Source organism: Pandoraea horticolens, assembly GCF_902459555.1.
Lineage (GTDB): Bacteria > Pseudomonadota > Gammaproteobacteria > Burkholderiales > Burkholderiaceae > Pandoraea > Pandoraea horticolens.
Genome location: NZ_CABPSM010000012.1, coordinates 1 through 26,887 on the forward strand (window position 1 = coordinate 1; position 26,887 = coordinate 26,887).

The window sequence follows — 26,887 nt, forward strand, 5'->3', positions numbered from 1 at the left end:
CTGGTGTTAGTCAAAAACACAGTCTTATGCCTACCCGTTATTGTAAGTGGGTGACTGTGTCCGGCGTTTCAGGGGGCCGCTCCAGTCTCCTTGACTCAGAGCTTTCGTGATTAGCCTGGCGCAGATTTTCCGAGGACGGCAGGAACCACGGGCGTTTATCATGAAAAGGAGCGCCCAGCGTTTCTCTCTCGTAACAGGCTCAATTTCGAGCGCATTACGAGGACCGAGAAACCATGCACGTCAAACGCGCCAAGACACTCAAACCCGCCCAGATCCGACACCTGCTCCGCGTAACCGAGGCCACAAGTCGGCACCCTGAGCGTGACGCACTCGTTCTGCTGCTGGGCTTTACCTGCGGGATGAGGATCTCCGAGATCGCCCGCATCGAAGTGGCCGACGTGCTCCAGCCGTCCGGACTGATTCGAGAAGAAGTGAGCCTGCGAGCGGCAATCACGAAAGGCTGCCGCCAGCGCTGCGTGTACCTAAGCCATCCGAAGGCGCTTGCCGCGCTCGAACACTACATCGAATGGAGGTGGGAGCAGGGCAAGGGCACTGCAATGGATCGCCAGAAGTGGAGGGGCTTAATGCCCCAGACGTCGCTGGTTCTTACGCATAAGGGGAGCCGTTACGAGTTGAGCGTCAAGCGCCGAACGAATGACACCGGAGAGCAGGTCGAATACCTGGCAGCGGACAGCTTGCAGAGCTATGTCACCGGCCTGTACCGCGCGGCAGGGCTTGGGAACGGTTACAGCAGCCACTCTGGCCGCCGCACCTTTGCCAGTCGCCTTTTGGCACAAGGTCATTCGATCGAAACCGTTCAGATACTGCTTGGCCACGCTCATCTTGACCACGTATCGCCGTATCTGGAAGTGACACCACGCGAGGCGAGTGAGGCCGTGGCAGCTTTGGGAGAAGGTTGGGACTGACAAGCGCACGATGACCAAGATCACGCGTGTCATCGTGCAGTTGGACCTTGCATTTTGATATTCCTTACATTAAAGTAAGGAATATCGGAGGTGCCACAATGACAGCAGCAACAATCACGTCGAAGGGCCAGGTCACGATCCCAGTGGACGTGCGGAACCAGTTGGGCCTGGAGTCCGGTGACCGGATCGAATTCAGCTTCAACGAAGCAACGGGTCGGTACGAGGTTTATCCGGCCACGCGTTCGCTCACCTCGCTGAAAGGCGTCGTCAAGAAGCCGACCAAACCTGTCTCGGTCGAAGACATGAATCTTGCCATCGCCCAGCAGGGGGCGTCCGCACGATGATCGGATTGGATACGAACGTTCTGGTCCGGTACTTCGCGCAGGACGACGTCGCACAGTCCAAGAAGGCGACGGCTTTGATGGAATCTCTCACGGCGGAACAACCGGGATATGTTTCTCAGGTGGCGTTGATCGAGGTCGTCTGGGTGCTCGGGCGCTGCTACGGTGTTGAACGGGAGCAGATGAAGGACATCATCGATTCGATGATAGCCACAAAGGAGTTGGTCGTCGAAAGTGCAGACACTGTGCGCAAAGCGTTGCGCGTTTTCGCGGCGTCTGCGAAGGCGGATTTCGCAGATTGCTTGATCGAACGTTCCGGTCACGCTGCCGAGTGTGAATACACCGTTACTTTTGACGGGACAGCGGCGAAAGTAGCCGGGATGCGTTTGCTTAAGTGAGCGAAAGAGCTACTGGAGTAGACGATGCCCAACGGCGACCTGAACGACGCGACACAACGCTCCCACGATTGGATGGTTTCGTGCGCGGAATTGCTGGAAGGGGTGACGTTCAACACGACGTCACGGGCACGCGTATCCGTTGCGCTCCAGCATCTATGCATCGAGCATCATCAGGGTGCGCACGTATTGGTCGACAACGGCGTGCGAGGTTCTGCCTTTGCTCTATACCGTCCGCAATTCGAAGCGTATACGCGCGCTCATTGGTATTTCTACTGCGCAACGGACGCTCAGTTGGGCGATTTTGTTCAGGGTAGGGAGCCGCCACGGATGAGTCAACTAGTAGGCGATCTCGAACAAGTAATGGGGCGACCTGGTGAAGTCATCCGACGAGTCAAAGACCAGACTTGGCGCGAAATGTGCGCTTTTACTCATGGTGGTGCGATTCAAGTCAAAGCGCGAGCTTTGCGGGACGAAATTCGACAGAGCTATACAGACGCTCACACGGGGCAACTGATCGACGCGATGGCGTGTCTTTCCTATCTTGGCGCTCTGGGAATTGCCGCAGTGGCAGATGATGAAGCGTTGGCTAACCGACTGTACTCGCGACATCAAGCTATCTACTCGGGGGTCTACAACCGCGTCTAAGTGAACGGAAAAACGCATTTCGGGAGCGCAGATGATTATCGCCAGTGCGAGAGTTCGAGCGATAACGGTTGCACATTTCTACCGAGGCATTTGGTGTTCCGTCATAATTTAACATAATGTACATTATGCGAATCAATGGTGCCTAACACGCGAGCTCAAGTTCCAGCAGATCTACGCCCGATGGCCCGAGTCCGAACGATTTCGATCAAGCCGCCGTCGAGGCGTCCACGCTTTTCCTCATACGGCCTTCGATAACTGCCATGCGCAGCGGCATCGCCAGATCATCCGCCGGTTCCTTGACCTCCAACGTCTGTCTGGCGGCTACCTTGTGCGCCCGTGCGAATTGACGCGAAGCGCTCCTTCGTTACTTGGTCAAGGTAAGCTGTTTGAGCTTTTTGGAAGCCGTTCCGAACTGACCCAGTTGGTAGACAGCCGCGCCGGCAGGTGCGAACGAAAACACATTGAAGGGTTCAGCCAACATCTTGTCAAGGTCCGCTTTGGGGGCAACACCGGTCGTAACGTGCGGAGTGAACTTCTCACCGGATGAGTTCGGCGCGAAGGTCGAAACATACGTAATCAAGACTGGATCAATGACAGGATCATCAGGTGTCGTGACGAACGCCGCCGAATCCCCAGTCTCAACCGTGTAAGGAGCCACAGCGGCAAGCAGGTTCGCTTGCAGTTTAAGCAGCGCCGGCGTCGGTTTGGCGAGAATGCCGGCCAAGCCGACCTCCCCAGTCGGAATGTAAAAATACTTGAACGCTTCAAGCCGCATAGCCTTCACGTCGGATTGAGCAAGCACCTTGTTGGCGGCCGCATACACTTTGTCGAGATCGGTAGTGCGGACGAAACGCTGGATGACCGTGATATGCGCCCTATGTGTTTCGTCGAGCGCAAAACCTGTTGGAAAAATCTTGCGCAAACGCGCGTTGGTCGCTTCCGCCTTTTTGAGCATTGTTGCATCCGGCTCAAGAAGAATATCAATCGCCGTTACGCTGTCAGAGCCAGCGGTCTCCCGACTGAACCCGATGCCCGACCACATAACCGTTGTCAGTCCAGCGGCGCACACTAAACTGAACAATCGGCGACGACGAAGCATGTTGCTCATCTTGAAACTCCTTGGCTGTTGAATTCTTCTATGAATTGACCCTGCATCGCCCTGCTCTCTCCGGAGACTGATTTGCTTGAGTCACGCGACGAAGCATGCTCCAGCGCATTGCCGGAGATAATAGGCTTCTGACTCGGTCAGCGAGATGTTGCCGATGGGGCACAGCAGGCGGTGATGGTGAAACAGTCTACCCGCTTGAACGTGGCATTCTCGACGGACGGCAGGCTCGGCCAGGAACCCCGGTGAATTACCTCGCTCTTGCAATGACCATTGATCATCTCGGCGAGCGCGTTATCGGTTTCGTGGAAGCGAAGTCGGATGCTCTCTCCTTCCCCCACACTACCGCAACTGGGTGAGCGCATGTTAGCAGACTCGCCGTGCAGCAATGGTGCGCTGCATCCATCGCAGAACTTACCACCGAGTAGAATCTGTTCTAGATATTTCACTCTTCCATTATCGGAGGCGGATGTGCCCGGACTACTTCCCGATGTCGACCACGAGGGACTCCTCGAATACTCGGTCGTGTACACCGATCGATCCATCAATCACATGTCGCAACGCTTTCAAGGCGTCATGCGCGATATTTCCGATGTCCTGAAAAAGGTCTACAGCGCAAAGTCGGTGGCCATCGTTCCGGGTAGCGGGACTTTCGGCATGGAAGCCGTTGCCCGGCAGTTCGCGACGAACAAGAAATGTCTGGTCATTCGTAATGGCTGGTTCAGCTTCCGCTGGTCGCAGATTTTCGACATGGGCAGCATTCCGTCCGAGTCGATCGTACTGAAAGCGCGTCCGGTCGAACCCGGAAGACAAGCGGCCTATGCACCGGCGCCGATCGAAGAGGTCGTCGCCGCGATCAGGGAACACAAGCCGGATCTGGTCTTTGCCCCGCACGTCGAAACCGCTTCCGGAATGATGTTGCCCGACGCCTATTTGCGCGCGGTGGCCGACGCGGTTCATAACGTCGGCGGCATGTTTGTCCTCGATTGCATCGCCTCCGGTACGGTCTGGGTCGACATGCAGGCCTGCGGCATCGATGTCCTGATTAGCGCACCGCAAAAAGGATGGAGTGCGTCACCCTGCTGTGCAATGGTCATGCTCAGCCCGTTCGCATGCGAGAGAATCGAGTCGACGACGAGTACCAGTTTCGCTTGCGATCTCCGTCAATGGCTTCAGATCATGGAGGCCTACGAGAAGGGAGGGTTCGCGTATCACGCCACGATGCCGACGGACAGTCTCACGACATTGCGCGACGTCATGAAGGAAACCGAGGCGTACGGCTTCGACAAAGTGCGGATGGAACAACTTGAACTCGGACAGCGCGTTCGCTCGCTGCTGGCTGGCAAGGGCTTCAAAGGCCTGGCGGCCGAAGGGTTCGAGGCCGCCGGTGTTGTGGTCTGCTACACCGATGACGACGGCATTCGCTCCGGAAAGAAATTCGCCGATGTGGGCTTGCAGATCGCGGCCGGCGTTCCGCTTCGCGTCGATGAGCCCGCCGATTTCAAAACCTTCCGCATTGGGTTGTTCGGCCTGGACAAACTGCATGACATCGAAGGCGCAGTGAACCGGCTCTCTAAGGCGCTGAACAGCATTTCATAATGCGCTTTCCCGGCAAATTGGGGGCACGGCGCGCCCCGGCGGAGCGTGGCGAAGGCATATTGCAGTCACCCTCACCACGCCCTCCCCCTTGAAAACCATGCGACTCGAGATAGGTGAAGCCAAGGCACTCGTTCGGCAAGCGGCTCTGGCTGCCGGCGCGAACGAGCAGACAGCCACGCCGCTGGCAAATGCCACCGTTCCTGCAGGCCAATAGTTTCACAGTAGGCGAGTTGGGCTATTACACGCGACGGTTGGCTGAGGCGGGTCTCGTCTGTCTGGCCATGTATCGAATGGCAAGGCAGACAGGGTTACCGGCAAATTTCAGGCCGGACCGGACCCTTTTCGGTAAACTGCCGGTATTCGGGACACATTGCCTCCCGCCGCTTACTTAGTCTCACATGTCGAATACCCACGAAATCCGTCCTGGCCAGTCCGTCGAACTGCTCAAGGAACTGCATATCCTGACGCGCGATGGCAAGATGAATCAGGACAGCCGCCGCAAGCTCAAGCAGGTCTATCACCTGTTCCAGTTCATTGAGCCCCTGCTGCAGGAAGTCAAGACCGAGAGCGGTCGCGTGACGCTGGCGGACCATGGTGCCGGCAAGTCGTATCTCGGCTTCATCCTCTACGATCTGTTCTTCAAGGCACTGGCCGACGACTCGCACATCTTCGGCATCGAAACCCGCGAAGAACTGGTCACGTCGTCTCAAGCGCTGGCCGCACGGTTGGGCTTTCCCGGCATGTCGTTCCTCAACCTGTCTGTCGCGGAATCGATCACGTCACCTGCGCTGCCCGAGACGATCGATGTCGTCACGGCACTGCATGCCTGCAATACCGCCACCGACGACGCCATCCGCTTCGCATTGGCCAAGAAGGCACGCCATATCGTGCTGGTGCCTTGCTGTCAGGCCGAAGTGGCGGGCGTACTGCGCAAGCACAAAGGCAAGCTGCTGGCAGGCAATCCGCTGACGGAAATCTGGCGCCATCCCCTGCATACCCGCGAGTTCGGCAGTCAGGTCACCAACGTGCTGCGCTGCCTGCAACTGGAAGCCCACGGCTACCACGTCACCGTCACCGAGCTGGTGGGCTGGGAGCACTCGATGAAGAACGAGCTGATTATCGCGCAGTACAAGAACCTGCCGCGCCGTCGCCCCGCCGAACGACTCGAAACGGTGATCGAATCCCTCGGACTGGAAGAGTTGCGCGAGCGCTTTTCCACCGCGCTGGCGCCGCCGGCGTAAGGCCGCGCGATGCTCCTGCATCGCCAGCACAGCACAAGAACCCGCCCGCTCGGGCGGCTTCTTTCATTTCAACGGTCCTGGAAAGTCGCCAGACACGAGATCGCGTCTGGCCAACGAGTCGAATCGCTCTCGTGCCGAGTGAAGCATATGCAACGTGATCTGCTTGACTTCGGCCTGACTCTGCTTGATATGCGCCTCGATTCTCGCTTGCGCCAGACCCACGTCGCGGGAGTGAATGGCGTCAAGAATCGCTGCGTGCTCTTCGTACGTCGCCACCACGCGAGGCGCCTTGGTGAAGTCCAGCCGCCGGATGATACGGATTCGCTCGGTGACATCGAAATGCATCCTGACCATCTCCAGATTCCCGATCGCCGCGATCAACCCCGCGTGAAATGCTTCGTCCAATGCCGCGACCTTCGCGGGCTCGGGCTCACGCTGCGCCGGGGCCACGCACCATATCTCGCGTAGCGGCATCAGCGCATCGACGGCCCCCTCCCTGACCAGACGAGCGATGGCCGCCGACTCCATCATGATGCGGATTTCATAAAGGTCTTCGAAGTACTTGAAGTCGAATTCCCGCACCTGCCAGCCGCTCTTGAAGTGGACTTCGACGTAGCCCTCGCGTTGCAGCCAGAACAACGCCTGTCGAACGGGCGTGCGGCTAACCTGCATTCGGGTCGCCACGTCGCCCTCGCTAAAGCGGTCTCCCGGCAGCAGACGAAAGTCAAAGATGTCGGCCTTGAGTCTGGCGTAAATCTGGGCAGCCAGCGAACCGGCGCTACTCGCCGGGCCAAGTTCCGGCGAATGCATGTCGGCCGGTTCGACAACGTCGATGGTGACAGTCTTCATACCAGCGACACCAGCGGATCTCCCGCACTGATCATCATGCCCGGACGGCAATGGAACGATCCGACCACGCCGTCATGAGGTGCTGCAATCTGAAACTCCATCTTCATCGCTTCCAGTATTAACAATGGATCCCCCGCACTGACCTTCTCGCCCTGTTGCGCAAGCAACTTCCAGACGCTCCCCGTGATATCCGCCGCTACGACGGTGCCCTGAATCTCGATCGGCGCGGTGGCCTCGCGGCCTTCGTGCGCCCCCTCCCCCGCCAACGCCTCGGCAGCCCAACGCTCGACCTCGGCATTGAAAGCCTGCTTCTGCGCCGCTTTGAACGTTGCCATCTCGCCCGAAATGCGGTCGAGAAACGCGTTGTACTCCCCCAGATCGAAGGTCTCCTCCTCGATCCGTATCGTCTGCCGCCCTTCTCGGAAGTCCAGCCGAAGGGTGTCGAGTTCCGCCTCGGTCACCGGATAGAACCGCACCTGATCGAAGAAGCGCAGCAACCACGGCTTGCCGTCTACGAACACTTCGTTCTTGAGGAATTTGTTCCAGATAGGCAACGTCCGGCCAATCAACTGATACCCGCCGGGCGAATCCATACCGTAGATGCACATGTACACACCACCGATCCCTACGGTGCCTTCTGCGGTATAGGTGCGCGCCGGGTTGTACTTCGACGTGAGCAACCGGTGTCGCGGATCGACCGGCACGGCACATGGCGCCCCGAGATACACATCACCCAGCCCCAGCACCATATAGCTCGCAGCGAAGACCGTGTCCTGCACCCTCTGCGCCGAATCCAGCCCGTTGATCCGCCGAATGAACTCCGTATTGCTCGGCAGCCACGGCGCCTTATCCCGCACCGACTGGCGATACCTTGCGACAGCGTCGAGCGTGGCCGAATCCTCATACGCCATTGGCAAATAGACCACCCGGCTCGGCACCCGCATTGTGAGAACGTCGCGCAATCCATCGTCCGTAGTCGCAATACGGTCGACCAGTGCGCGCTGCGATATGACGCGGCTATCAAAGCGCACCTGCAACGAACGAACGCCCGGCGAAAGCTCCAGGACACCGTCGATCGCCTGCGCATGCAACGCTCCCATTAGCGCGTGAATGCGGAAGCGCAAATTCAGATCCAGTACGTTCTCGCCGTACTCGACGAGCACATGCTTATCCCCTGCCTGCCGTACCACCGCCTTCGGTCGTTCGCCTTGCGCGCTCACCTGGTGAAGGATCGGCGTGGCGTCTGGCCACACATGAAGCCTATCGTCCGGACTATCCGGCACTTGTGCCAACGGCGCAGCATCCCAAGTCGCGAGGAAGGCATCCTGAGCACGTTCGAGTGCGAGGGCATCGTCAAACGATATCGGCCGGAAACGTATCCGGTCGCCGGGCTTGACCTGCCCGACCTTCCACAACTCCGCCTTCGCAATCGTGACCGGGCAGACGAACCCGCCAAGACTCGGGCCGTCGCGTGTGAGGATCACTGGCATGTCGCCCGTGAAATTGATACTACCGAGCGCGTATTCGCAATCGTGAATATTCGACGGATGCAGCCCGGCCTCGCCACCGTCGACACGGGTCCACTCGGGCTTAGGCCCGTTCAGCCGGACACCCAACCGGTTCGAGTTGTAATGCACTTCCCACTCGGCAGCAAAGAACTTGTCTATGGAGGCTTGCGTAAAGAAATCCGGTGCGCCGTGCGGCCCGTAAAGCACGCCGATGTCCCACGTCTTGCCGTATCTGGGCACCAGAATGGCGGGCAGTGCCTCGGGAGCATGCACCGGCGCGAGATCCCGCGTAGCGGGCAATGCCGCGTCGGCGATGGGCAGGATGTCCGACGCGCGCAACGTGCGGCCAGCGTGTCCCCCGAACGCTCCCAGCACAAACGTGGCACGGCTACCGAGATAGAGAGGGACATCGAACCCGTTGCGCACGGCGAGATAGGTCCGGCAACCCGCGTTGGCCTTGCCCATGCGAAGCGTCTGGCCGGCCTTGACATGAATCGGGGCCCAGAACGGCACCGGCGTCGCATCGAGTTCGGCGTCTGCGGGGGCGCCCGCCAACGCAATCACGGCGTCGGACCAGAAGCGCAACGTCGGCCCCATGACCGTCGCCTCGATACCCGCCGCATGCTGCGCGTTGCCGACGATGCGATTGGCCAGACGAAACGCCCAGTCGTCCATCGGGCCCGACGGCGGCACACCGACGTTCCAATAACCCACGCGGCCCGGATAATCCTGAATCGTCGTGTAAGTGCCAGGTTCGAGCACCTCGATAGACGCCGGCGCATACCGGAACGAATCCAGCGCCCGCGTCGAAACCTCCCCGGCAGCAAATGCCTGGTCGCCGGCAATGGCGCGCAGGTAGTCCAGATTGGTCGCAATGCCGCCAAGCCGCACTTGCGCCAACGCCCCCTGAAGTCTGGCAATGGCTTCCTTCCGATCGTCGCCGAAGACAATGATCTTGGCGATCATCGGGTCGTAATGTGCTGACACTTCTGTCCCCGTTTCCACCCACGTGTCGACGCGCACGTCATCCGGAAACGCGACCTGCGTGAGTACGCCCGGGCTGGGCGCGAAGTTGCGCAACGGATTCTCGGCGTAGACACGAACTTCGATGCTGGCGCCTCGGCCGCTCACGTCCTGATCGAGCACTGGTGGCTCGCCCGCAGCCGTGCGAATCATCCACTCGACGAGATCCACCCCCGTTACGGCTTCGGTGATCGCGTGCTCCACTTGCAAACGCGTATTGACTTCGAGGAAGTAGAACGCCTCCTTGGCCGCGTCGTAAATGAACTCGACCGTTCCTGCGGAACGGTAGCCGACCGACTGCCCGAGCCGCCGGGCGGCCGCAAGCAATCGTTTCCGCACTTGCGTCGGCAGGTTCGGCGCAGGTGTCTCCTCTACCACTTTCTGATTGCGGCGTTGCAGCGAGCAGTCGCGCTCACCCAAGGTAACGACGTTGCCCCGCCCGTCGCCAAAAATCTGGACTTCGACGTGCCGCGCATGATCGACGAAGCGCTCGACAAAGACACCCGCATTCGCGAAAAACGACTTGCCCAGCCTTTGTACCGACTCGAAAGCCGCGACGAGTTCAGTTTCATCGTTACAACGCGTCAGGCCGATGCCGCCGCCCCCCGCCGTGCTCTTGAGCATGACGGGATATCCGATGACGGCGGCCGCCGAGCGCGCGGCATCGACGTCGGCAAGCAAACCCGAGCCGGGCGTCAACGGCACTCCGGCGAGTTCGGCAAGCTCGCGTGCCGCGTGCTTGAGCCCGAACTGTTCCATCTGTTCGGGCGTCGGGCCCACGAAGACGATACCTTGGGCTTCGCATTCCGCCGCGAATCCGGCGTTCTCCGACAGGAAACCGTATCCAGGGACAATGGCTTGCGCACCGGTCGCTTTCGCGGCGGCGATGATGAGATCCGTACGCAGATAACTTTCAGCGGGCGCGTTGCCGCCCAGCGCCACCGCGACATCTGCCGCACCGACATGCAGGCTATTGCGGTCGGCGTCGGAATAGACCGCAACGCTGCGAATGTTCATGCGTCGCAATGTGCGCGCAATGCGACAGGCGATCTCGCCTCGGTTGGCGATCAGAACGGTATCGAACATGGAGGCTCCGGCGTTAGCGAACGATTGGGGGGCTTGCGCGCAGCGATTGCTGATAGGCGGCCCAACCGCCGAATTCCGTGACATCCCTGGCGTCGCGAATGGCGAACGGCTCGCAGATGAAGCCCTTTACCCATCGACCATCCGCCAGTTCGAGCGTGCCAATGCCAAGCGGCGCAGGTACGCCGGCCACGAAAGTGCCGAACGCACCGGCAGGAACGTCCCATAACTCCACATGGATAGCGGCGCCCTCGTCGCCGCGCACGAGTCCGGGCTTCGGAGGCGTGGTGTTCGCCAGCGCGTAGAGCCGGTACGTCGAGCGTGTAGTCGTTGCCTCGACGAAGCGCGCATGACGCGAGGTCAGCTCGTGATTCAGCGGCATGCCGCGCAGATGCGCGCCCACGACCGCCACGCGAATAACGTCGTCCTGTCGTCCCAGCACGCACTCGACAGACGGGGCGCTCTCGGGCAATGGCAAGCCAGTCGCGCCTCGCGGCAGCCCGGTGGCCTCGTGCCACTTCGCCGCGTAGACGGACAATGCCCGTTCACGCCACGCGTCGGCGATCAAGGTGATACCGAAAGGCAATCCGTCGCTTCTCAGGCTAGCCGGCACCGCTACTGCGCTCCAGTCCAGCAGGTTCACGAAATTGGTGTATTTGCCTTGATGACTGTTAAGCCGCACGGGGTCGTTCAGCAACGCGTCGATCCGGTAATGCGTGGGGGCCGTCGGTACAAGCAATGCGTCGAATCCGGCGAGCAGTGCATCGGCTTTGCGCTTGAGATCGGCAAGCCGGTAGGTGCCTTCGAACACGTCGGCGGCCGAGAATTGCTTTGCTTTGAACACGATATCGCGCACCACGGGGTGAATGTCCGCCTCATTCGTCTGTGCGAAGCCGCGAATGGCAGCATAGCGTTCAGCGACCCACGCACCGTCGTAGAGCAATGCCGTCACTTCGTCGAAAAAAGAGAAGTCGACCGGCACGCAGACGGCACCCCGTGCCGTTATCTTTGCGACGGCATCCGTAAACGCCTGCTCGGCGAGTTTGTCGCCGTAGAACTCAGGCGCCGCGGGAATCGCCAGACGGGGCGTATCGGGCATTCGCCATGCCAACGCGGATTCAGGCGCCTCGCGCGAGAGTCCGTCCTTCAGATCCAGCGCAGCAGCCACGTCGTAGACGCGTGTCGCGTCAGGCACCGTGGTGGCGAAAACGGAAACACAATCGAGCGTGCGGCATGCGGGAACCACACCGGTGTTGCTGAGCGCACCACGCGTGGGTTTGATCCCGACAATATTGTTCAAACCGGCAGGCACGCGGCCCGACCCGGCCGTATCGGTGCCAAGCGAGAACGGCACGAGACCTCGCGCGACGACGGATGCCGAGCCCGAACTCGAGCCACCGCTGATGTAGGCCGGATCGAACGCATTGGTAGGGATGCCATACGGTGAGCGTACGCCGACAAGGCCCGTGGCGAACTGATCCAGGTTGGTCTTGCCCATGACGATGGCTCCTGCCGCAACGAGGCGGGCAACGACAGTCGCGCTCTTGTCAGGGGCGTAAGCAAATGCGGGACAGCCTGCTGTCGTCTCGAAGCCTGCGACATCGATGTTGTCTTTCACCGCGAATGGCACACCGTACAGCGGGAACAGACCCAGGTCGCTCCCGGCCGCGGCCAGACGGTCGGCCAACCCGCTCAGTTGCGCCGCCAGCACTGCTTCGGAGACCACCGAAATCCAGGCGGCATCCGGTTCGTCTAGCGTCCGACGCCATTCGTCGAGCAGCGTGTGCGGTGTCGCGCCGTCTCTATAGGCTGTCAGCCAGTCGTCGATGGTCCATCCGCGCATTTGGTACTCCTTCTTGTGTACAAGCGTGCGTGGATTGATTCAAGTTTCGTGCCAACGCCCGTAGCCAAAGGCGTTACCTCCATATTGCGTCGAAAGCGTGCACGATTGGGCATCGAGCATGCCATCCCAATGGGGCACGTTTCGCACCAATGCAAGGCGTACGCACCATTCACAGGCACGGGCAGATGAAGGGGTTGACCTGACGGACTTTTTCGTACCACTGGTGTCTAGAGATTCACGGCCCCAGTGGTTGAACTACGTTCGCGAACTCGACGAAATTCTGCGGGTGTAGGTATTGCGAACTCGAATGCGGGCGCACCTCGTTGTAGTGTGTTCGCCAGTCTTCGATCACGATCTTCGCTTCGATTCGATTCCGAAACCACTCCATCGCCTAACGTTCATCACGGGATTTCGCGTTGAAGCTCTCGTTGGTGACGTTTGCGCCCGGACTCGCGCAAAAGACCTGCAACTCGGTCGGCGACGCGCGCCCTCATACCGAATCTGGCATCGAAGTCGCCCCCAAATGGCTCACCGTATAAACGCCCCTGGAAACCCGGCATTGCTGACTTCGTTCTGTAACAACATCCCCAATAACGCGCGACGCCAGCTTGGGGGGACGTCGGCGCTACAAGACCATGTATACCGGACTATATTTCCAATCAGAAGGATCGAGGATGCTCCCTGTCGTCGGGTCGAATATTTTTATATTTCCGGTGATATCCACGAAGAAGTTCATAGCGCTTCCTGGTCCGTTGGTTTGCCCGATTAATACGCCGATCGCGGGTCTGCCAATGCCGACGTTGGAGCTCTGGTCCTTGTAAAAAGCCAAAGATGCGTATGCTTTGTAAGCATACGAAAAATCATCACAAGCAAAAACACCGTTTGTGGCTTGCATGCCAGCCAAAGGAGAATTTTTATATATACCATTAATGGAATCATCATCCATCAGGCTATAAGTGTCATCCACTAGATTCGCGTGAGCATTTAATATTATTAGATTTGGCCACGTGGACAGCACCAGGGAGTATATGTCGTTTCCGGTAATGTTGTAGCTCAGAACTGAAAATTGAATTGGCGTGTTGTCTTTTGTGTTTCCCCAACCTACGTAGCCATCTCCATCTTCGCATAGGGAAAATGTCCCATCTGTAAACGTGGAATCATCTTTGGAAAAAAATCCCTTAAAAAAATTTGCAGATCCGACTTGGTCATTTTCCACGAACCAATCAAGCCAATTCCAATCCGGTAGTGAGGAGGGGACTGAGCCATAGATCGCCAGTCCGGTGACTTGCGCATCATTCGTATTCGTAATAGGGTAAAACCAGATACTTGAGGGTGTACTGGCGGTCGGTTGCTGGTCGAAGGCGATTGGAATTGCCATGTGATAATAATTAGATGGCAGCATTACCGCGCGCCCATTTACCCCACCATTGTCTGACCCGAGAACTCTGCCTTGTGAGTCAAACATAAAATACGGACCTCCCCGAACGATATCCTTCGGATCAATGGCCGCACTCAGTGTTGGTTTGATTCCGAGTCTTTGCACTAGCGAGGGCTCATCCGCTGCCGATGGATTCGAAAATTTTCGAGCTTTGGTTTGCTGCTCATTTTCCGGTTGCTCCGGCGGCGAGTTTTTCATGTGCGCTCTCCTTGGATATCCTGGCGTTGAACGACAATTCAGCCTGCGATTTCGCTTGACACTGTCCGAAGAAGGTCGCCCTGCATCGCACGACTCCCTCGGCAAGACGGGTTGTCTTACATTAGTCGTCTATGCGTTGCTCATGAACTATCAACCTCGATAGGTCAACGCCAATGGGATGTTCACGGGCGAGACGTACCTGCAAACCGAGCCAGCGATCGGTCACATGAAGGCCGATGACAAGCTCGATCGGAATTGACTCAAAGGATCTCTGGGCGATGCGATGCACGCTGTGCTGTACGTCGCTGGCTCACTTTTTATCTCACAAATGCCCGCCAATTTGCTTCACCACAACCAGTTTCTCCTTCTTGTGGATCTGCATGAATACTCGCTGACCTTGAGCTATATCCATCTCATGCGTCCAGCCTTTGGCCCTGAGTTTTTTATTTTCTCGAAGAGATCTAACTTCGTATTGTCGCCCAATAGACTTTCCCGCTGAAATCGGGTGTTCACCTGTTTGGTTAATGTGATCTCTCCACTCCTCATATTCGCGCCGCGCATCCGGCTGAATCTCTTGCTCACGGACCCCATTGTCTATCACACGCCACCCCCCGTGCTTTGGCACTTGTGAGGGCCCCGGCTTTTCAGTGTCCCTAGGAATCGAATCATTCGGACTATTTCTTCTCTTCTTGCCCAGTTGTGCCAGGTTCGCTTGGATTTGATCCCGGGACGTACCACCTTGCCTCACCGGGTCATTTCTGTCGAAGGGCGACGTGCCGGGCCAGTCTGATGAGCCGCCCGAGACGCGGCTGAGATCGGATCGTGATAAGGAAGCCGGGACAGTATCTGTTTCAGATGAAACGTCCGTCACCGAGATGCGCGGTATATTCGTACCCGCGTCGCTGGGCGCACTTCCACCCGCAGCCGCGAAAGTACGACCCGCAGCTAATCCTCTCCCGGTCGCCGAGGCTTCCGCAGCGCCTTCTCCCCAAATCAGTATCTCTGCGATGTCGGTCAATGCCATGAGACCGAAGACCGCGCCCGCAACTCCGGGGACAACCAGGGAGCCAATCATGAAGAATAATGTGCTCCAAAGAGAATGCCCGGTCGGGTCGGCGTAGTTGATAGGGTCGCCGGCGCAGTACGCATAGGAATTGAGCCCACCGGCACCGAACGGGCTATAGCCGTAGGCGTCCGGCGCGGCAAAACGACCAAGATCCGGTAGAAACAGGCGGTAGCCATTGCCAAGCACATAGCCGCCGAGAACGGGATCGCGCCACTCGTTGTTATACCCAAGGACCGATACGGGATCGCGGCCGCTGACCGCTTCTTGTCCATAGGGGCCGTAACGGCGCTCATCTCCCGCCTGGCCGCTGCTCGCACTCAAAACGGAACCCGTGCTGTCGGTTGCCAATAACCAAACCCCATCACCGTCACCGGGCGTCATGGAACTGGTCAATTGCGCGTGCACGCCAGCCACAGCGGGAAAGAGTCGCGTCCGACGCTGGCTCTGCTCCAGATTCACCAATTGACTACCGTCATAATAGGCTCTTGTCGTTTCCTGCTCGTTATCCGGCGTTCGCCTCACGGATAGCCGATCGAAGGCATCGTAACCGTAGGTGGTGCGGCGTCCCGTGTTCACATCAAGCGCGTGCCCAAGCCTGCCGAGCCAGTCATAATCGAGCTGAAGTCCCATGCCGTCGTCAACGATCCGCCCGCCCTGGTCGTATTTGATGTCCGCCACGGCGGGATAGCTGGAATGAGTGTTCGTGATCCGGGTGAGTTTGCAGGGATCAAGCGAATCGTCATAGGTGAAAGCCGCGCTATTCTGTGTACCGTCGGTAAACACGGTAACCGCGGAAGTTATATTGTTGAAGGGATCGAAGCCGAAGGACTGTGAGGCCATGACGTTGCCATAGCGATCGCAGGCGGCGCCATCGCCTGAGCAGGACCATAGCGTGAGCCGGTTGCGTACGTCGTAGCCAAAGGTTTCGTTCCGATAGAGGCTACCGTTGCGCAGGGTTTTGCGTGCTGTGATCTGGTCGAGCGCGTTCCATTGCTGCTGAATCTGCCAGGTCAGACCATCACGGCTGTCCTTGATCGTACGCTGCGTTTCCCGCATAAAATCATCGATCATATCGATGCTGGTCTGAACCGTATGCGTTCCCGTCAGGTCATACACCGTCCAGCCGCGCAAGCGGTCGAGACCGTCGTAGATCAAGTCATCGACTTTGACGGTTTCGTCCGCGACGGTTTTGATTCGACCGTTCGTATCTCGAATTATGTTGCGCCTGGCGCCGTCCACATGCACATAGGTTTGCAACGCGCCCGCGATGGAATAGGCGGCATAGCTCATTTTTCTGCTGGTGCCGTCAATGTCAAGCGCCTGTTCTTTTAATCGGCCCGAGGGATAAGGTGTGTAGTCTATTCGGGTGGCCTCGGTCATAGCAGCGGTCATCAAACCACTAGGCGGATCGTAGGCGAATCGCTGGAAAGGGACAGTATCCAGCGCACTTGTTTCGGCAGCCGGTGTTACCGACGAAAGAGCATCGTCGAGTTCGGCAACATAAGAGTAGAAGCGCTGAGAACCATCAGGCGCAGTCGTTTGAGACGGGTCGTCATCTGCATCAGTGGCATAGATATGCCGCCATTGACGTCCGCCGACCGTCGCTTCGGTCAAACGCCCCAACCCGTCGAACTGCCGTGTTCCGAGCAGCTTGTCATTGGCACGAACTTCAACGGCCCGGGTATCGGCAGATTCCTGACGATAGCGATATGAGACGGTCGTATTGTCGGGTAGCGTCACGTTGTTGAGCCGGTCCCAATCGTCATAGGCATATGTGGTGGTGCGCCCCAACTCGTCTGTGAGGCTGCGCAACCGGTTGAGCCCATCGTAAGCCATGGACCGAGCGCTGTATGGGCTAGTGGAATCCGCTGCGGCATAGCGCTCCTGTTTGACTGGCGCGCGTCCGAAGTTAAGACTCCGGGTTCCAGAGCCGGTCGTGGTGGCCCCTCCCATGAAATACGTCCTGCCCGTCAGGGTAATCGGATCAAAGCGCGTAACTTCGTGGGCGGGAACATCTCCATAAGTTTGCGTGGTATTCGACAGTTGCAGCCAGTTGTCATATTGGAAGGCTGACCTCAGCGAAGCGGCTTGCGTGCCATTGGTGTAGTCGAACTCGGCTGCCGAGACCACGCCGCCAAGTTCATTGTACGTTTGCGTGAGAGTGCGGAACCACGCGCCATCCCCAGTTTGATTATCAATATCGCTGACGTCGGTATAGAGAAGCCGGCCAAGGCCGTCGCGTCCCTGCCGTGCCTTGTTATTGCGGGCGTCTGTCGTCGTAATGAGAAAGGATTCGTCAAATCCGTCACGCAATTCATATTGGTAGGTAGTGATATTTTCATACTGACTACCTGGATTTTGGGTGACTGCGGTCACGCGACCCAACCCGTCATAATCATAGGTCGTCACCCGCCCCTTCGCGTCGATGTCTTTCCAAACACGGCCCGTGAAATACGACGAGTAGGAACAAGTCACGCGGTTGTGATTGTCATAGGTGGTGAACGTAACGGTCTTGATCAGATTGCCCGGATGATCGGGATCGTCACCGGTGTCGAATCTTTCCGTCTGGCTATAAGCGCCGGCGGCATCTTTATCGGAGTGATGAGTCAGGGTGCGGGAGGTCAAGCGGCCTGCGTCGCTTGCGCTTGAAGCGTAGGTAAAAGTTTGCTCCGCCAGAAGGCGGGTGTCGCCCGCGCTCGATGCGGATGCGGATGCGGATGCGGAGGGGCCGTAAATGTTGGAACTGGACGCCCATATCTTGCGGACAAACAGATGGATCCCATTCCCTGCCGGCGTGATCGGACCGTACCGATACAAGCGCTGCCGGGTCGGACTATCGGCGTAGTCCGATGAGGCGGGCGTCGTCGTGACAGATTTGACGAAACACTGCATCCCGGAAGGGGAAGCAGGACACCCGTCCTCGCCATTTTCGTCGTAATAGACCCACTCGCTGGCGCATCCTTCCTGGATGGTGCCGCCATCCATGATCATCCGGGTATCTTGATGAAGAAGATTACCCCAGTCATCCCACCGATAGCCGGTCTCTTGCTTCGTGATACGAAAATCATTACCCCAGCTAAGGCCATCACTCCAGGATGCCGTCGTTTTGATCGGCAACTGGAAATACGCCGGTTGCTTTTCAAAGGGTTGCCCGTCGATTACGCCGTATGCCGTCTGCGTGCCGGTTACAGTACGGTCGCATACGGTGCTTTGATCGGTCATCAAATGAAAAGAATTATAGGTTCGCCTCGTCTGGATGATTTTCCCGCCGCATCTATACGTTTCCATTGAACTATAGGAATAGTCAGCCAGAACACCGTAGAGATTGTCCTGATCGCTGCGCCAATCGAGCCCGGACCCATACCCCAGAAAATTATTGTCGGAATAATCGTAACGAAACTGCGTGGCCGGCGTTTCCCGCATCGGCCCCGCATTGCGCAGAAACTGATAGACGGAGGGAAGCACGGGTAGTTTCGCCGAATCCGGAAAATGGCTTCCCCGACCATCCTTGTAATAAAACGCCTCTTCCAGCATGCCCCCGGGAGACGTGATCTTCGTCAACCAGGAACCCCACAGGCTGGACACTTCGTCGTACTCCAGATCCCAGTCCAGAGGCGCGTCCTGGCCCAGGGCGAGATTCCTCACCTTCGTCAGTTGCACACCGGTAAACCATAGCTCAACATCGTAGGCTTCCTTGGACGCGTCCGGGAAGAAGTGAATAACGGCTTTTGTGTCCGAATAATCAATCTTAAGCAACGTATTGATATCGTCCTTGACGGCTTTAAGCTTGGGTGGATCAAATGAAAAATCCCAATCAAGGATCAATCCATGCCCGGCGGGCGTCAAGAGATTTGTGGGCACCTTTACCTTGGACGATTTCTGCGGTCCTGAGAGTATTTCTATTCTTCCGGATTTATGAATGACTTTATAACAATCACCATAGACCGGATCCGGGTTGGTTTGATCGTCGTATTTCTCGAAACGAAAATTCTTCAGCTTGTACTGATTGAGCTGCTGTACAACGGTTTCGGCCTTCCCTATCTTGATTTGCTCACCAGTTGACAGCGACAGCAAGCTGTTGCTGCCGTCGTCATAGGAAGTTAGACCGATATTCACACCTTTTCCAAATCCCTTATTCGCCACGTTGTCCGGCACCAGTAACCCGAGAAGCGGGCTGTAGCTCAATTGGATCGGCAGAGCCGGGCCCAAGTCCCTGTTGCCATTGAGCGTCCCGAGAGCGAGGTTGAAATTAAACAGCCCCGTGCGGGGATCAACCCCACCAGCCGCCGCGCTGACGAAGTTGTTCGCCTGAGTGAAAAAACTCGGTGCACTTTCCGATAGCGTGTTATCCATGGCTGTCTTCCTCATCGGCCCGGTTCGAACCGGCAGGTATCCATATTTACACCGGACAAGTTCTCTGCCCAGTGGCCACTGACTCGTGGTTTTCGCAATGACACTCTACTTTCAGGAAAATCCCCAGTGTATCGGGGCGCTATTTCGGCCATCCACCGGACCCACCGTCGTTGTATGCAGGATGATCTCCCGGCAAAATATCTATCGTATAGTCCTTGCCATTTCGCACCAAACTAAACAGCCCTTTGTTACCATACTGATCATATATGGTGAAATTCGACTTCGGCCAGTGAACAACAGGATCTCTCTCCAGCACGTGCAATGTTTCAACATAAAGGCAGGTTATATAAACCGTGTTTGATTCAAAATTCCCATTTAATGTAACTTTCTCAAATTGACTTCCGTCGGACCATGGAACACGCACCCCACTATATTCTTTAGGATAATCCAGCTTCCATAGATACGAGGTAAATGCACTTGGCCCGGAAAGCTCAAGCCAGCCAAATTGATATGTCCATGGAGATCTTTCCATGGCATAGTCCGTATCCATCTTGAATATGTAATTTTGCTCGCTCTTTATCTGGACTGTAATCGCGTATTGATCAATCCATCCCTCGTAATCAGGGGGATGCACGTCGCTGAGCCGTTGTGAGCGGATGAGGATTTGAGCGGCAGCGGACGGGCCGTCATAATGTATCGCCGGGATAGCGGTCATCTGTATCGGCATCGCGCCATGCGGTGCCTGGCGAGTATCGCTGGCCGTCTCCCCATTTGCCATGGTCAACTGCACGCCAGCCGAGAACGAGGCGATTGCCGCCGCGTCGGAACATGACAAATAGAGCGTGATGATGGCTGTATCATCATTCGCATTTCCCGTATCGGATGAGGCGTCCCCGACCTGTGGTGGAAGCTTGAAATCGTTCGACCGGGTACGAGTGAAACTCCACCCCTGAGGAAGTGCGCCTCCCGTTGTATAGTCGATCAATGCAGCGGTTTTCCCCGCCTTTCCAATCACCTCTGCGCTAAGCGGCACCGTGCCGCCAGCCGCATCTTTTCCCGTTGGATAAATTCGGATGCCTATCTGGTTGAGGGCGTTTCCATAAATTTTTCCCTCGCTGAGGTTGGCCTCCGTAACGGCCTTAAAACTGGTCTCTACCCAAGCGTGCTTCCAGCTATCGCCATCCCTCCCGAAATCAGGAAAGAGATGATCATTTGAAGATCCGTTGAATCCGGCTATGTAAAAATCCCCGATGGCAAGCGCCTCGCTGAGGTGCGGATAGTTTTTGTCCAACTGAAAAATATCACCCACCTTAGCCTCATCACCCCACGTTTTCGGATTTTGGTACGACGTTCCAGAACCAGAAGAAGATGTTTTCATGGCCGCCCTCATCTCATTGACAATTGTCGCTAATTCTTGCCTGAAACAGCCCACTTAACACCTATCCCATCATATAGGGCGGATGAGTGTGGGCGGCCTCTGGGGCCGACATCTCTGCCAATTTGAGTAGCGCGGCGATTTGGAGTCCAATCATGTAATCGGGAGATTGGACATGAAGAAGCGTTTCACCGAAGGCAAATTCGGGGGCATGAGCGTGCCCGACCCAAAGCGCCTAAAAGAGCTGAAAACTGCGAAGAACCGGCTCAAGAAACTGTTGGCCGAGTCGACGCTGGAGAACGAGGTCACGCGCGAGGCACTGTGAAAAAAACGGTGAGCGCACTATCACGCCGAGAATTGGTGCGCCATATGACCCAAGGTGGCTTGAGCGAGCGGCGAGCGCGCTTCAGGCAATCGGCATGAGCGCCAGCGCTTATCGGTATAGACCCGCACCTGATCGAAATCAGGCCCAGCGACATCGTCTCTATGACTCGGGGATGATCTACCTGAAACTGCGGCAGTCGGGCGTGCCGGTCAATCACATGCTGTAATTGCATCTCCAGCTAAGGACGGAGGCTGCCATGGATTTCGTATTCGACCGAACAGCCGAAGGTCGTGCGATCAAGAATCTGACGATAGTCGATGATGGCACGCATGAGGCAGTGGCCATCGTGCCAGAGCGAGCGATTCGCAACGGCAACGGCAACGAATTTTGCAATCGTGCAATGCTGAGCTGTGCGCACGGGTGGGGGGGGGGTGAAGTTGTTCCTGAAAACGGGGAGACACCGTGACTTGCGCATTATTCTAATATTCCATATTATTGGAAATATCAAAACCAATGCTTGGAACCCTCGTGCCTGCCGTCTCGCCGCACCCCGCCCTTCCGGCCGTGAAGCCCCGGTATTTCGACACCTGCATTGCGTCCCGGCTCGGCATGGCCGACGCGGCGCCCGCTCGCATCCTGCTTCTGTACGGCTCGCTGCGCGAGCGCTCTTACTCGCGTTTGCTGACTGAGGAAGCAGCCCGATTGTTGAAGCAGATGGGCGCCGAAGTGCGCATCTTCGACCCTCGTGGCCTGCCGATGCCTGATGAAATCGATGGCGACGCGCACCCAAAGGTCAAGGCGCTGCGCGAGTTGTCACTGTGGTCCGAGGGGCAGGTCTGGTGCAGTCCCGAGCGGCACGGAACGATTTCTGCCGTCATGAAGACGCAGATCGATCATCTTCCTCTCTCGATGGGCGGTATCCGGCCGACGCAAGGCCGCACGCTTGCCGTCATGCAAGTCAGCGGCGGCTCTCAATCCTTCAATTCGGTGAATCAGTTACGCCAGCTTGGCCGGTGGATGCGGATGTTCACGATACCGAACCAGTCATCGGTCGCGAAGGCCTTTCAGGAGTTCGACGAGGCCGGCCGGATGAAGCCGTCCGCCTATTACGACCGCGTCGTGGATGTGATGGAAGAGTTGGTCAAGTTCACATTATTGCTGCGCGCAAAGAGCGACTATCTGGTCGACCGCTACAGCGAACGCGCCGAGGCCGATACGCCGCTCGACGCTGCGACCGACGACTTGTCCGCCATTGCTATCGGCGCCGCGTCAGACGCGAAATCGCAGCAGACAAACCCGGCGACTCAGCACTTCCGAGACGACGCCGGCTTGCACAGTCCCGGCACGCCCTGACAGCAGTTTTCAGTGAGAAAGCCGATCAGCGCATTCATCTTGTCGATGGCCGCCGCGTAGTAGATGTACCGCCCTTCCTGTCTGGACGAGATCAAGCCCGCGTTGGCGAGTTCCTTCAGATGGAAAGACAGGGTGGCGTTAGCAAGCCCGAGCGTCTCGGCGATGTTGCCGACGCTAAGCCCTTCGGGGCCGGCGACAACCAGCAGCCGGAACACGGCGAGTCGATTGCCTTGTGCCAATGCGGCAAGGGCCTTGACGGCGTCGGTATCGTTCAGGGTGGTTTGCATGTCGTCGATTGCCCCGTGATCAACACGGGTTCTTTATTTCGATATTTCCGGAATCTTTGCGTCATGATACAAGCAGATATCGCCAAACGCCATGTGCTGTTCCTCTGCACGCACAACTCGGCCCGCTCTCTCCTCGCCGAAGCCATTCTCAACGACCTGGGCGCAAACCGGTTCGTCGCTTTCAGCGCCGGCAGCCAGCCGTCCGGTCTCCCCAACCCTTATGCACTCGAATTGCTGGCCTCGCGTGGAACGGACACGTCGGCGCTTCGCAGCAAGTCGTGGGACGAATTCGCGCAGCCTGGTGCGCCGCGTATCGATTTCATCTTCACCGTTTGCGACAATGCGGCCGGCGAGACCTGCCCCATCTGGCCCGGCCATCCGGCCAAAGCCCATTGGGGCGTGCCCGACCCATCGCAAACGCAGGGGACGCCCGACGACATTCGCAAAGCGTTTGTCCAGACCTATCTGCAACTTCGCGCGCGCATCGAATGGTTTCTGGATCTTCCCTTGGAAAAGCTCGACCCGGTTGCGGCACAGCAGCAACTTCAGGAGATCGGCAACCGGCTTCGCGCCAAGGAGGCATGATGACCGGCTCGCTTCCCGACGCCGATCCATCAACGGCGAGGTCCGAAAAGGCAGCGATCATGGGCACTTTCGAGCGATACCTATCGATCTGGGTGCTGCTCTGTATGGTCGCCGGGGTGCTCGTCGGGCACGTCGCGCCGGCCTACATCGGGCTTGTCTCACGGTTCGAAGTCGCCCGCGTCAATATCGTCGTCGCCATGTTGATATGGGCCATGATCGTCCCAATGCTCGTGAAGATCGATTTCGGCGCCCTGGGTCGTGTCGCCGAACATTGGCGAGGTGTTGGCGTGACCCTTGCGGTGAACTGGCTGGTCAAGCCATTCTCGATGGCATTGCTGGCATGGCTGTTCGTGCGCCATTGGTTTGCCGGATGGCTGCCCGCAGAGCAATTGGACAGCTACATTGCAGGCCTGATTCTGCTCGCCGCTGCACCGTGTACGGCGATGGTGTTCGTGTGGTCCCAATTGTGCAAAGGCGACGCATATTTCACGCTCTCGCAAGTCGCACTGAACGACGCCATCATGGTGGTCGCCTTCGCCCCCATCGTGGCGCTTTTGCTCGGCGTTTCTGCCATCAGCGTGCCGTGGGAAACGCTGCTTGTCTCGGTCGTCGTCTACATCCTCATTCCCGTCGCGATTGCACAAGGCCTGCGCCGCGGACTACTCGGGCGCGGCCGGAATGCGCTTGCCAAGGCGGCCGCAGTCGCTTCACCCTACTCCATGGGCGCCTTGCTTGCCACGCTGGTGTTGCTTTTCGCCTTTCAGGCAGACGTGATGATCGAACAGCCTCTCGTCATCGGACTGCTCGCCATTCCTATCGTCGTACAGGTGACGATCAACGCCGGGCTCGCGTATGCGTTGAATCGAAGACTCGGCGTTGCGCATTGTGTGGCCGGACCGTCGAGCCTGATTGCCGCGAGCAACTTCTTCGAGTTGGCGGTCGCCACGGCCATCAGCGTCTTCGGCCTGCGCTCGGGCGCCGCGCTCGCCACCGTTGTGGGGGTGCTGGTCGAAGTCCCATTAATGCTGGTCGTTGTTCGTGTCGTCAATCAAACGAAAGGATGGTACGAGTCCAGGGACGTTTCGTAATGACAGAGTCCACTTGTTACGCCAGAATTTCCCGGCCCACCCGATTTGGCCCGAAGGTTCGGCGGGCGGACACCCGATGGCACCGTCAACTCAGTTGAAGGCTCAAGAAATGTCACATCCCGTCTTCCTCGAGAGTCCACCTTGGCCACGCATGCCGGAGGGCCGTAAAGGCGAATTGAAGACGTACTTTTCCGCCGGTGGCCCCTCGTTGGAGGCGAACGCCCATATCCCGCTCTTCTGGCGCGCATTATTTGCTGCGGACGATATTCATTTCGCCTACGTCATCGACGATCTCGATCCCGACGACGCGGCGCTGGAGCGCGAAGCGTTTCCGGAAAACGCCGCACAAGCCGAAAAGGACGCGAAATATCCCTATCTGGTGACGACAAAAGCGCTCGCGCTCACGCGCACGACCCGGCGGCGCGATCACCTAATCGAACTCGTCGGCGAACGTTTCCGCCCGATCTATGACGCGTTCGTCGATTACATTGCGACAGCCTACGGCCCCTTCATTCTCGTTCGTACCAGCGGACTGCCCGATGTCACAGACGCCACCGAGTGGCTGGTGACGGAACTCGAGCAGATCACCGCACTGGATCACGGCACACGCGTGCATGCCGACCTGTCGGACGAAATCGAGAATCTGAAGCGAGCGGCCGACACCGATACCGTCTGGCGGACTACCGGCATGGGCGCCCCCCGTGCCGAAGTCAATCCGTGGCCCAGCCAATCCCTGGTGGACGCATTTCCCGCCTGTGCGCCACGTGCGCCACGTGCTCCACGTGCTCCACGGACTCCACGCAATCGATACGCTGCGGCCACGTCGCCCGACTCGCAACACCCAGCCGAGGCCCATCGCTCTCGCGTTTCGAACCGGCTCGACAAGGTGCTCGAATGGGTCGCGATTCTCGTGTTTGCGGGCACATTCGTCGGGACATGGGCCGCCACACGCTCCATCTGGCAGTCAATTCTCGCGACGGCCATTGCCACGGCGGCAATGGCCTGGCTGCTGGTTCGCGTGCGCCGCCTCGAGTAGCGTTCGAAGCGGCGAGCGTCGCATTGCATTCGAGCCGGCTGTTCAGCACCTATCAGAGCGTCGCGACTTCCAGAATGGCATCGGCGAACGCCTTCGGCGCCTCCTGCGGCAGGTTGTGACCGATGCCACCGCCGATGTCGCGATGCAGATACTTCCCGGTGAACTTCTTCGCGTATGCGGCCGGCGTGGGATGCGGCGCGCCATTCGCGTCACCTTCCATCGTGATCGTCGGTACGGAGATGGCCGGCGCGGTAGCCAGACGCTGCTCGAGTGCATCGAAGCGCGACTCGCCTTGCGCCAGCCCCAGACGCCAACGGTAGTTGTGAACCACGATAGCCACGTGATCAGGGTTGTGGAACGCCGCTGCCGAACGCGCATAAGTCGCATCGTCGAAATGCCATTGCGGCGAGGCGAGTTGCCAGATGAGCTTGTTGAACGCATCGGTGTTGGCCGCGTAGCCTTTCGCGCCACGCTCCGTCGCAAAGTAGTACTGATACCACCATTGCAACTCTGCCTGCGGCGGCAACGGTTGACGGTTCGCTTCCTGACTGCCGATGAGATAGCCGCTCACGGACACCAACGCCTTCACACGCTCCGGCCAGATCGCGGCCAGGATGTTCGCCGTGCGCGCCCCCCAGTCGTAGCCACCCAGAATTGCCTGATCGATCTTCAGTGCGTCCATGAGCGCGATGACGTCGGCGGCCACCACGGCCTGCTGACCGTTACGCGGCGTCGCGGCCGAGAGCAACCGGGTCGTGCCGTAACCGCGCAGATACGGAACGATCACGCGATAGCCGGCCGCAGCTAGTTGCGGCGCTACGTCAACATAGCTGTAGATGTCGTATGGCCAGCCGTGCAGCAGAATGACCACCTTGCCGTCCTTCGGCCCAGCTTCCGCATACCCGACGTTCAGGTCGCCCGCCTCGATCTGACGAAGGGTGTCGAACGACGTATGCCCGCCAACGGACGACGGTGCCGCATGCGCCAGTTGCGACAGTCCAAGTTCCGCGAGCGTGACGCCCGCGAGCGTAGTGCCAAGAAGGCGACGACGGCGAAGATTGACTGGTTCCGACATGACTGTTGTCCTCTGTGAGTGACGTACCGGCGGATGTGCCGGGACGTTGTGCCAACACGCCAGGGGCCAATTCAATGCCGGCCGGGCGCTTGCTCACCGTTATATCCGCACGAGCGCCGTCATTGATGTCCGAATGTATCTGTCCCG

At 58.2% G+C, this 26,887-nt stretch carries 20 protein-coding genes and 1 pseudogene; 11 read left to right on the forward strand and 10 right to left on the reverse strand.

What is annotated here, in order from left to right:
* The first annotated feature begins 233 nt into the window (after window positions 1-233).
* The 4 genes from PHO31112_RS18580 (at window position 234) to PHO31112_RS18595 (ending at window position 2,310) form a co-directional block, all read left to right on the forward strand.
* On the forward strand, window positions 234-926 hold the full coding sequence (locus PHO31112_RS18580; protein WP_150621848.1) for a tyrosine-type recombinase/integrase: 693 nt from the start codon (window positions 234-236) through the stop codon (window positions 924-926).
* A gap of 98 nt (window positions 927-1,024) precedes the next feature.
* On the forward strand, window positions 1,025-1,270 hold the full coding sequence (locus tag PHO31112_RS18585) for an AbrB/MazE/SpoVT family DNA-binding domain-containing protein (RefSeq protein WP_047909273.1): 246 nt from the start codon (window positions 1,025-1,027) through the stop codon (window positions 1,268-1,270).
* Complete coding sequence (locus PHO31112_RS18590; protein ID WP_150621849.1) at window positions 1,267-1,665, forward strand: type II toxin-antitoxin system VapC family toxin; 399 nt, start codon at window positions 1,267-1,269, stop codon at window positions 1,663-1,665. Before PHO31112_RS18585 ends, PHO31112_RS18590 begins: the two co-directional genes overlap by 4 nt.
* 24 nt (window positions 1,666-1,689) lie before the next feature.
* The gene (locus tag PHO31112_RS18595; RefSeq protein WP_150621850.1) at window positions 1,690-2,310 is read left to right on the forward strand and encodes a DUF6988 family protein; all 621 of its coding nucleotides are present in this window, start codon (window positions 1,690-1,692) and stop codon (window positions 2,308-2,310) included.
* Between the two features lie 364 nt (window positions 2,311-2,674).
* On the opposite strand, the gene PHO31112_RS18600 is transcribed toward PHO31112_RS18595, so the two are convergent.
* Window positions 2,675-3,418 (reverse strand): 2'-5' RNA ligase family protein, encoded by a 744-nt coding sequence (locus tag PHO31112_RS18600; protein ID WP_150621851.1) that lies wholly within the window; start codon window positions 3,416-3,418, stop codon window positions 2,675-2,677.
* 468 nt (window positions 3,419-3,886) lie between these two features.
* Here PHO31112_RS18600 and PHO31112_RS18605 point away from each other — a divergent pair, with 468 nt between their 5' ends.
* Window positions 3,887-5,014 (forward strand): aminotransferase class V-fold PLP-dependent enzyme, encoded by a 1,128-nt coding sequence (locus tag PHO31112_RS18605; protein ID WP_150622082.1) that lies wholly within the window; start codon window positions 3,887-3,889, stop codon window positions 5,012-5,014.
* A gap of 398 nt (window positions 5,015-5,412) precedes the next feature.
* A complete protein-coding gene (locus PHO31112_RS18615; protein ID WP_150621852.1) occupies window positions 5,413-6,255 on the forward strand; it encodes a class I SAM-dependent methyltransferase in 843 nt (280 codons plus the stop codon).
* Window positions 6,256-6,318: 63 nt separating this feature from the next.
* On the opposite strand, the gene PHO31112_RS18620 is transcribed toward PHO31112_RS18615, so the two are convergent.
* From PHO31112_RS18620 to PHO31112_RS18650, 7 genes are all read right to left on the reverse strand, one after another.
* The gene (locus PHO31112_RS18620) at window positions 6,319-7,104 is read right to left on the reverse strand and encodes a GntR family transcriptional regulator (RefSeq protein WP_246178365.1); all 786 of its coding nucleotides are present in this window, start codon (window positions 7,102-7,104) and stop codon (window positions 6,319-6,321) included.
* A complete protein-coding gene (gene uca / locus PHO31112_RS18625; protein WP_150621853.1) occupies window positions 7,101-10,721 on the reverse strand; it encodes an urea carboxylase in 3,621 nt (1,206 codons plus the stop codon). Before uca ends, PHO31112_RS18620 begins: the two co-directional genes overlap by 4 nt.
* A gap of 13 nt (window positions 10,722-10,734) precedes the next feature.
* Window positions 10,735-12,561 carry an allophanate hydrolase gene (gene atzF, locus PHO31112_RS18630; RefSeq protein ID WP_150621854.1) on the reverse strand — a complete coding sequence of 609 codons (1,827 nt, stop codon included), beginning with the start codon at window positions 12,559-12,561 and terminating at the stop codon, window positions 10,735-10,737.
* Between the two features lie 235 nt (window positions 12,562-12,796).
* Window positions 12,797-12,949: an integrase core domain-containing protein gene (locus PHO31112_RS18635; protein ID WP_150621855.1), complete on the reverse strand. Its 153-nt coding sequence runs from the start codon at window positions 12,947-12,949 to the stop codon at window positions 12,797-12,799.
* A gap of 237 nt (window positions 12,950-13,186) precedes the next feature.
* A complete protein-coding gene (locus PHO31112_RS18640; protein WP_150621856.1) occupies window positions 13,187-14,197 on the reverse strand; it encodes a lectin MOA-related protein in 1,011 nt (336 codons plus the stop codon).
* A gap of 322 nt (window positions 14,198-14,519) precedes the next feature.
* A complete protein-coding gene (locus tag PHO31112_RS18645) occupies window positions 14,520-19,616 on the reverse strand; it encodes an RHS repeat-associated core domain-containing protein (RefSeq protein WP_174995783.1) in 5,097 nt (1,698 codons plus the stop codon).
* Window positions 19,617-19,755: 139 nt separating this feature from the next.
* Window positions 19,756-20,994 (reverse strand): hypothetical protein, encoded by a 1,239-nt coding sequence (locus PHO31112_RS18650; RefSeq protein ID WP_150621858.1) that lies wholly within the window; start codon window positions 20,992-20,994, stop codon window positions 19,756-19,758.
* A gap of 139 nt (window positions 20,995-21,133) precedes the next feature.
* Between PHO31112_RS18650 and PHO31112_RS18655 the strand changes: the two are divergent.
* Both PHO31112_RS18655 and arsH read left to right on the forward strand, forming a co-directional pair.
* Window positions 21,134-21,680, forward strand: a pseudogene (locus PHO31112_RS18655) (transposase family protein); the annotation flags it as partial.
* A 200-nt stretch (window positions 21,681-21,880) separates the two neighbouring features.
* The gene (arsH, locus tag PHO31112_RS18660) at window positions 21,881-22,669 is read left to right on the forward strand and encodes an arsenical resistance protein ArsH (RefSeq protein ID WP_281355108.1); all 789 of its coding nucleotides are present in this window, start codon (window positions 21,881-21,883) and stop codon (window positions 22,667-22,669) included.
* Here the strand turns inward: arsH and PHO31112_RS18665 are convergent.
* Window positions 22,621-22,956 (reverse strand): ArsR/SmtB family transcription factor, encoded by a 336-nt coding sequence (locus PHO31112_RS18665; protein ID WP_150621860.1) that lies wholly within the window; start codon window positions 22,954-22,956, stop codon window positions 22,621-22,623. The two genes, arsH and PHO31112_RS18665, sit on opposite strands and share 49 nt — an antisense overlap.
* Before the next feature lie 63 nt (window positions 22,957-23,019).
* On the opposite strand from PHO31112_RS18665, the gene PHO31112_RS18670 reads away from it, so the two are divergent.
* The 3 genes from PHO31112_RS18670 (at window position 23,020) to PHO31112_RS18680 (ending at window position 25,665) form a co-directional block, all read left to right on the forward strand.
* A complete protein-coding gene (locus PHO31112_RS18670; RefSeq protein ID WP_150622086.1) occupies window positions 23,020-23,541 on the forward strand; it encodes an arsenate reductase ArsC in 522 nt (173 codons plus the stop codon).
* 59 nt (window positions 23,542-23,600) lie between these two features.
* Window positions 23,601-24,629: an ACR3 family arsenite efflux transporter gene (gene arsB / locus PHO31112_RS18675; protein ID WP_246178367.1), complete on the forward strand. Its 1,029-nt coding sequence runs from the start codon at window positions 23,601-23,603 to the stop codon at window positions 24,627-24,629.
* A 109-nt stretch (window positions 24,630-24,738) separates the two neighbouring features.
* A complete protein-coding gene (locus tag PHO31112_RS18680) occupies window positions 24,739-25,665 on the forward strand; it encodes a hypothetical protein (RefSeq protein ID WP_150621861.1) in 927 nt (308 codons plus the stop codon).
* A gap of 52 nt (window positions 25,666-25,717) precedes the next feature.
* Here PHO31112_RS18680 and PHO31112_RS18685 read toward each other — a convergent pair whose 3' ends face one another.
* A complete protein-coding gene (locus tag PHO31112_RS18685; RefSeq protein ID WP_150621862.1) occupies window positions 25,718-26,740 on the reverse strand; it encodes an alpha/beta fold hydrolase in 1,023 nt (340 codons plus the stop codon).
* Window positions 26,741-26,887: the final 147 nt, after the last annotated feature.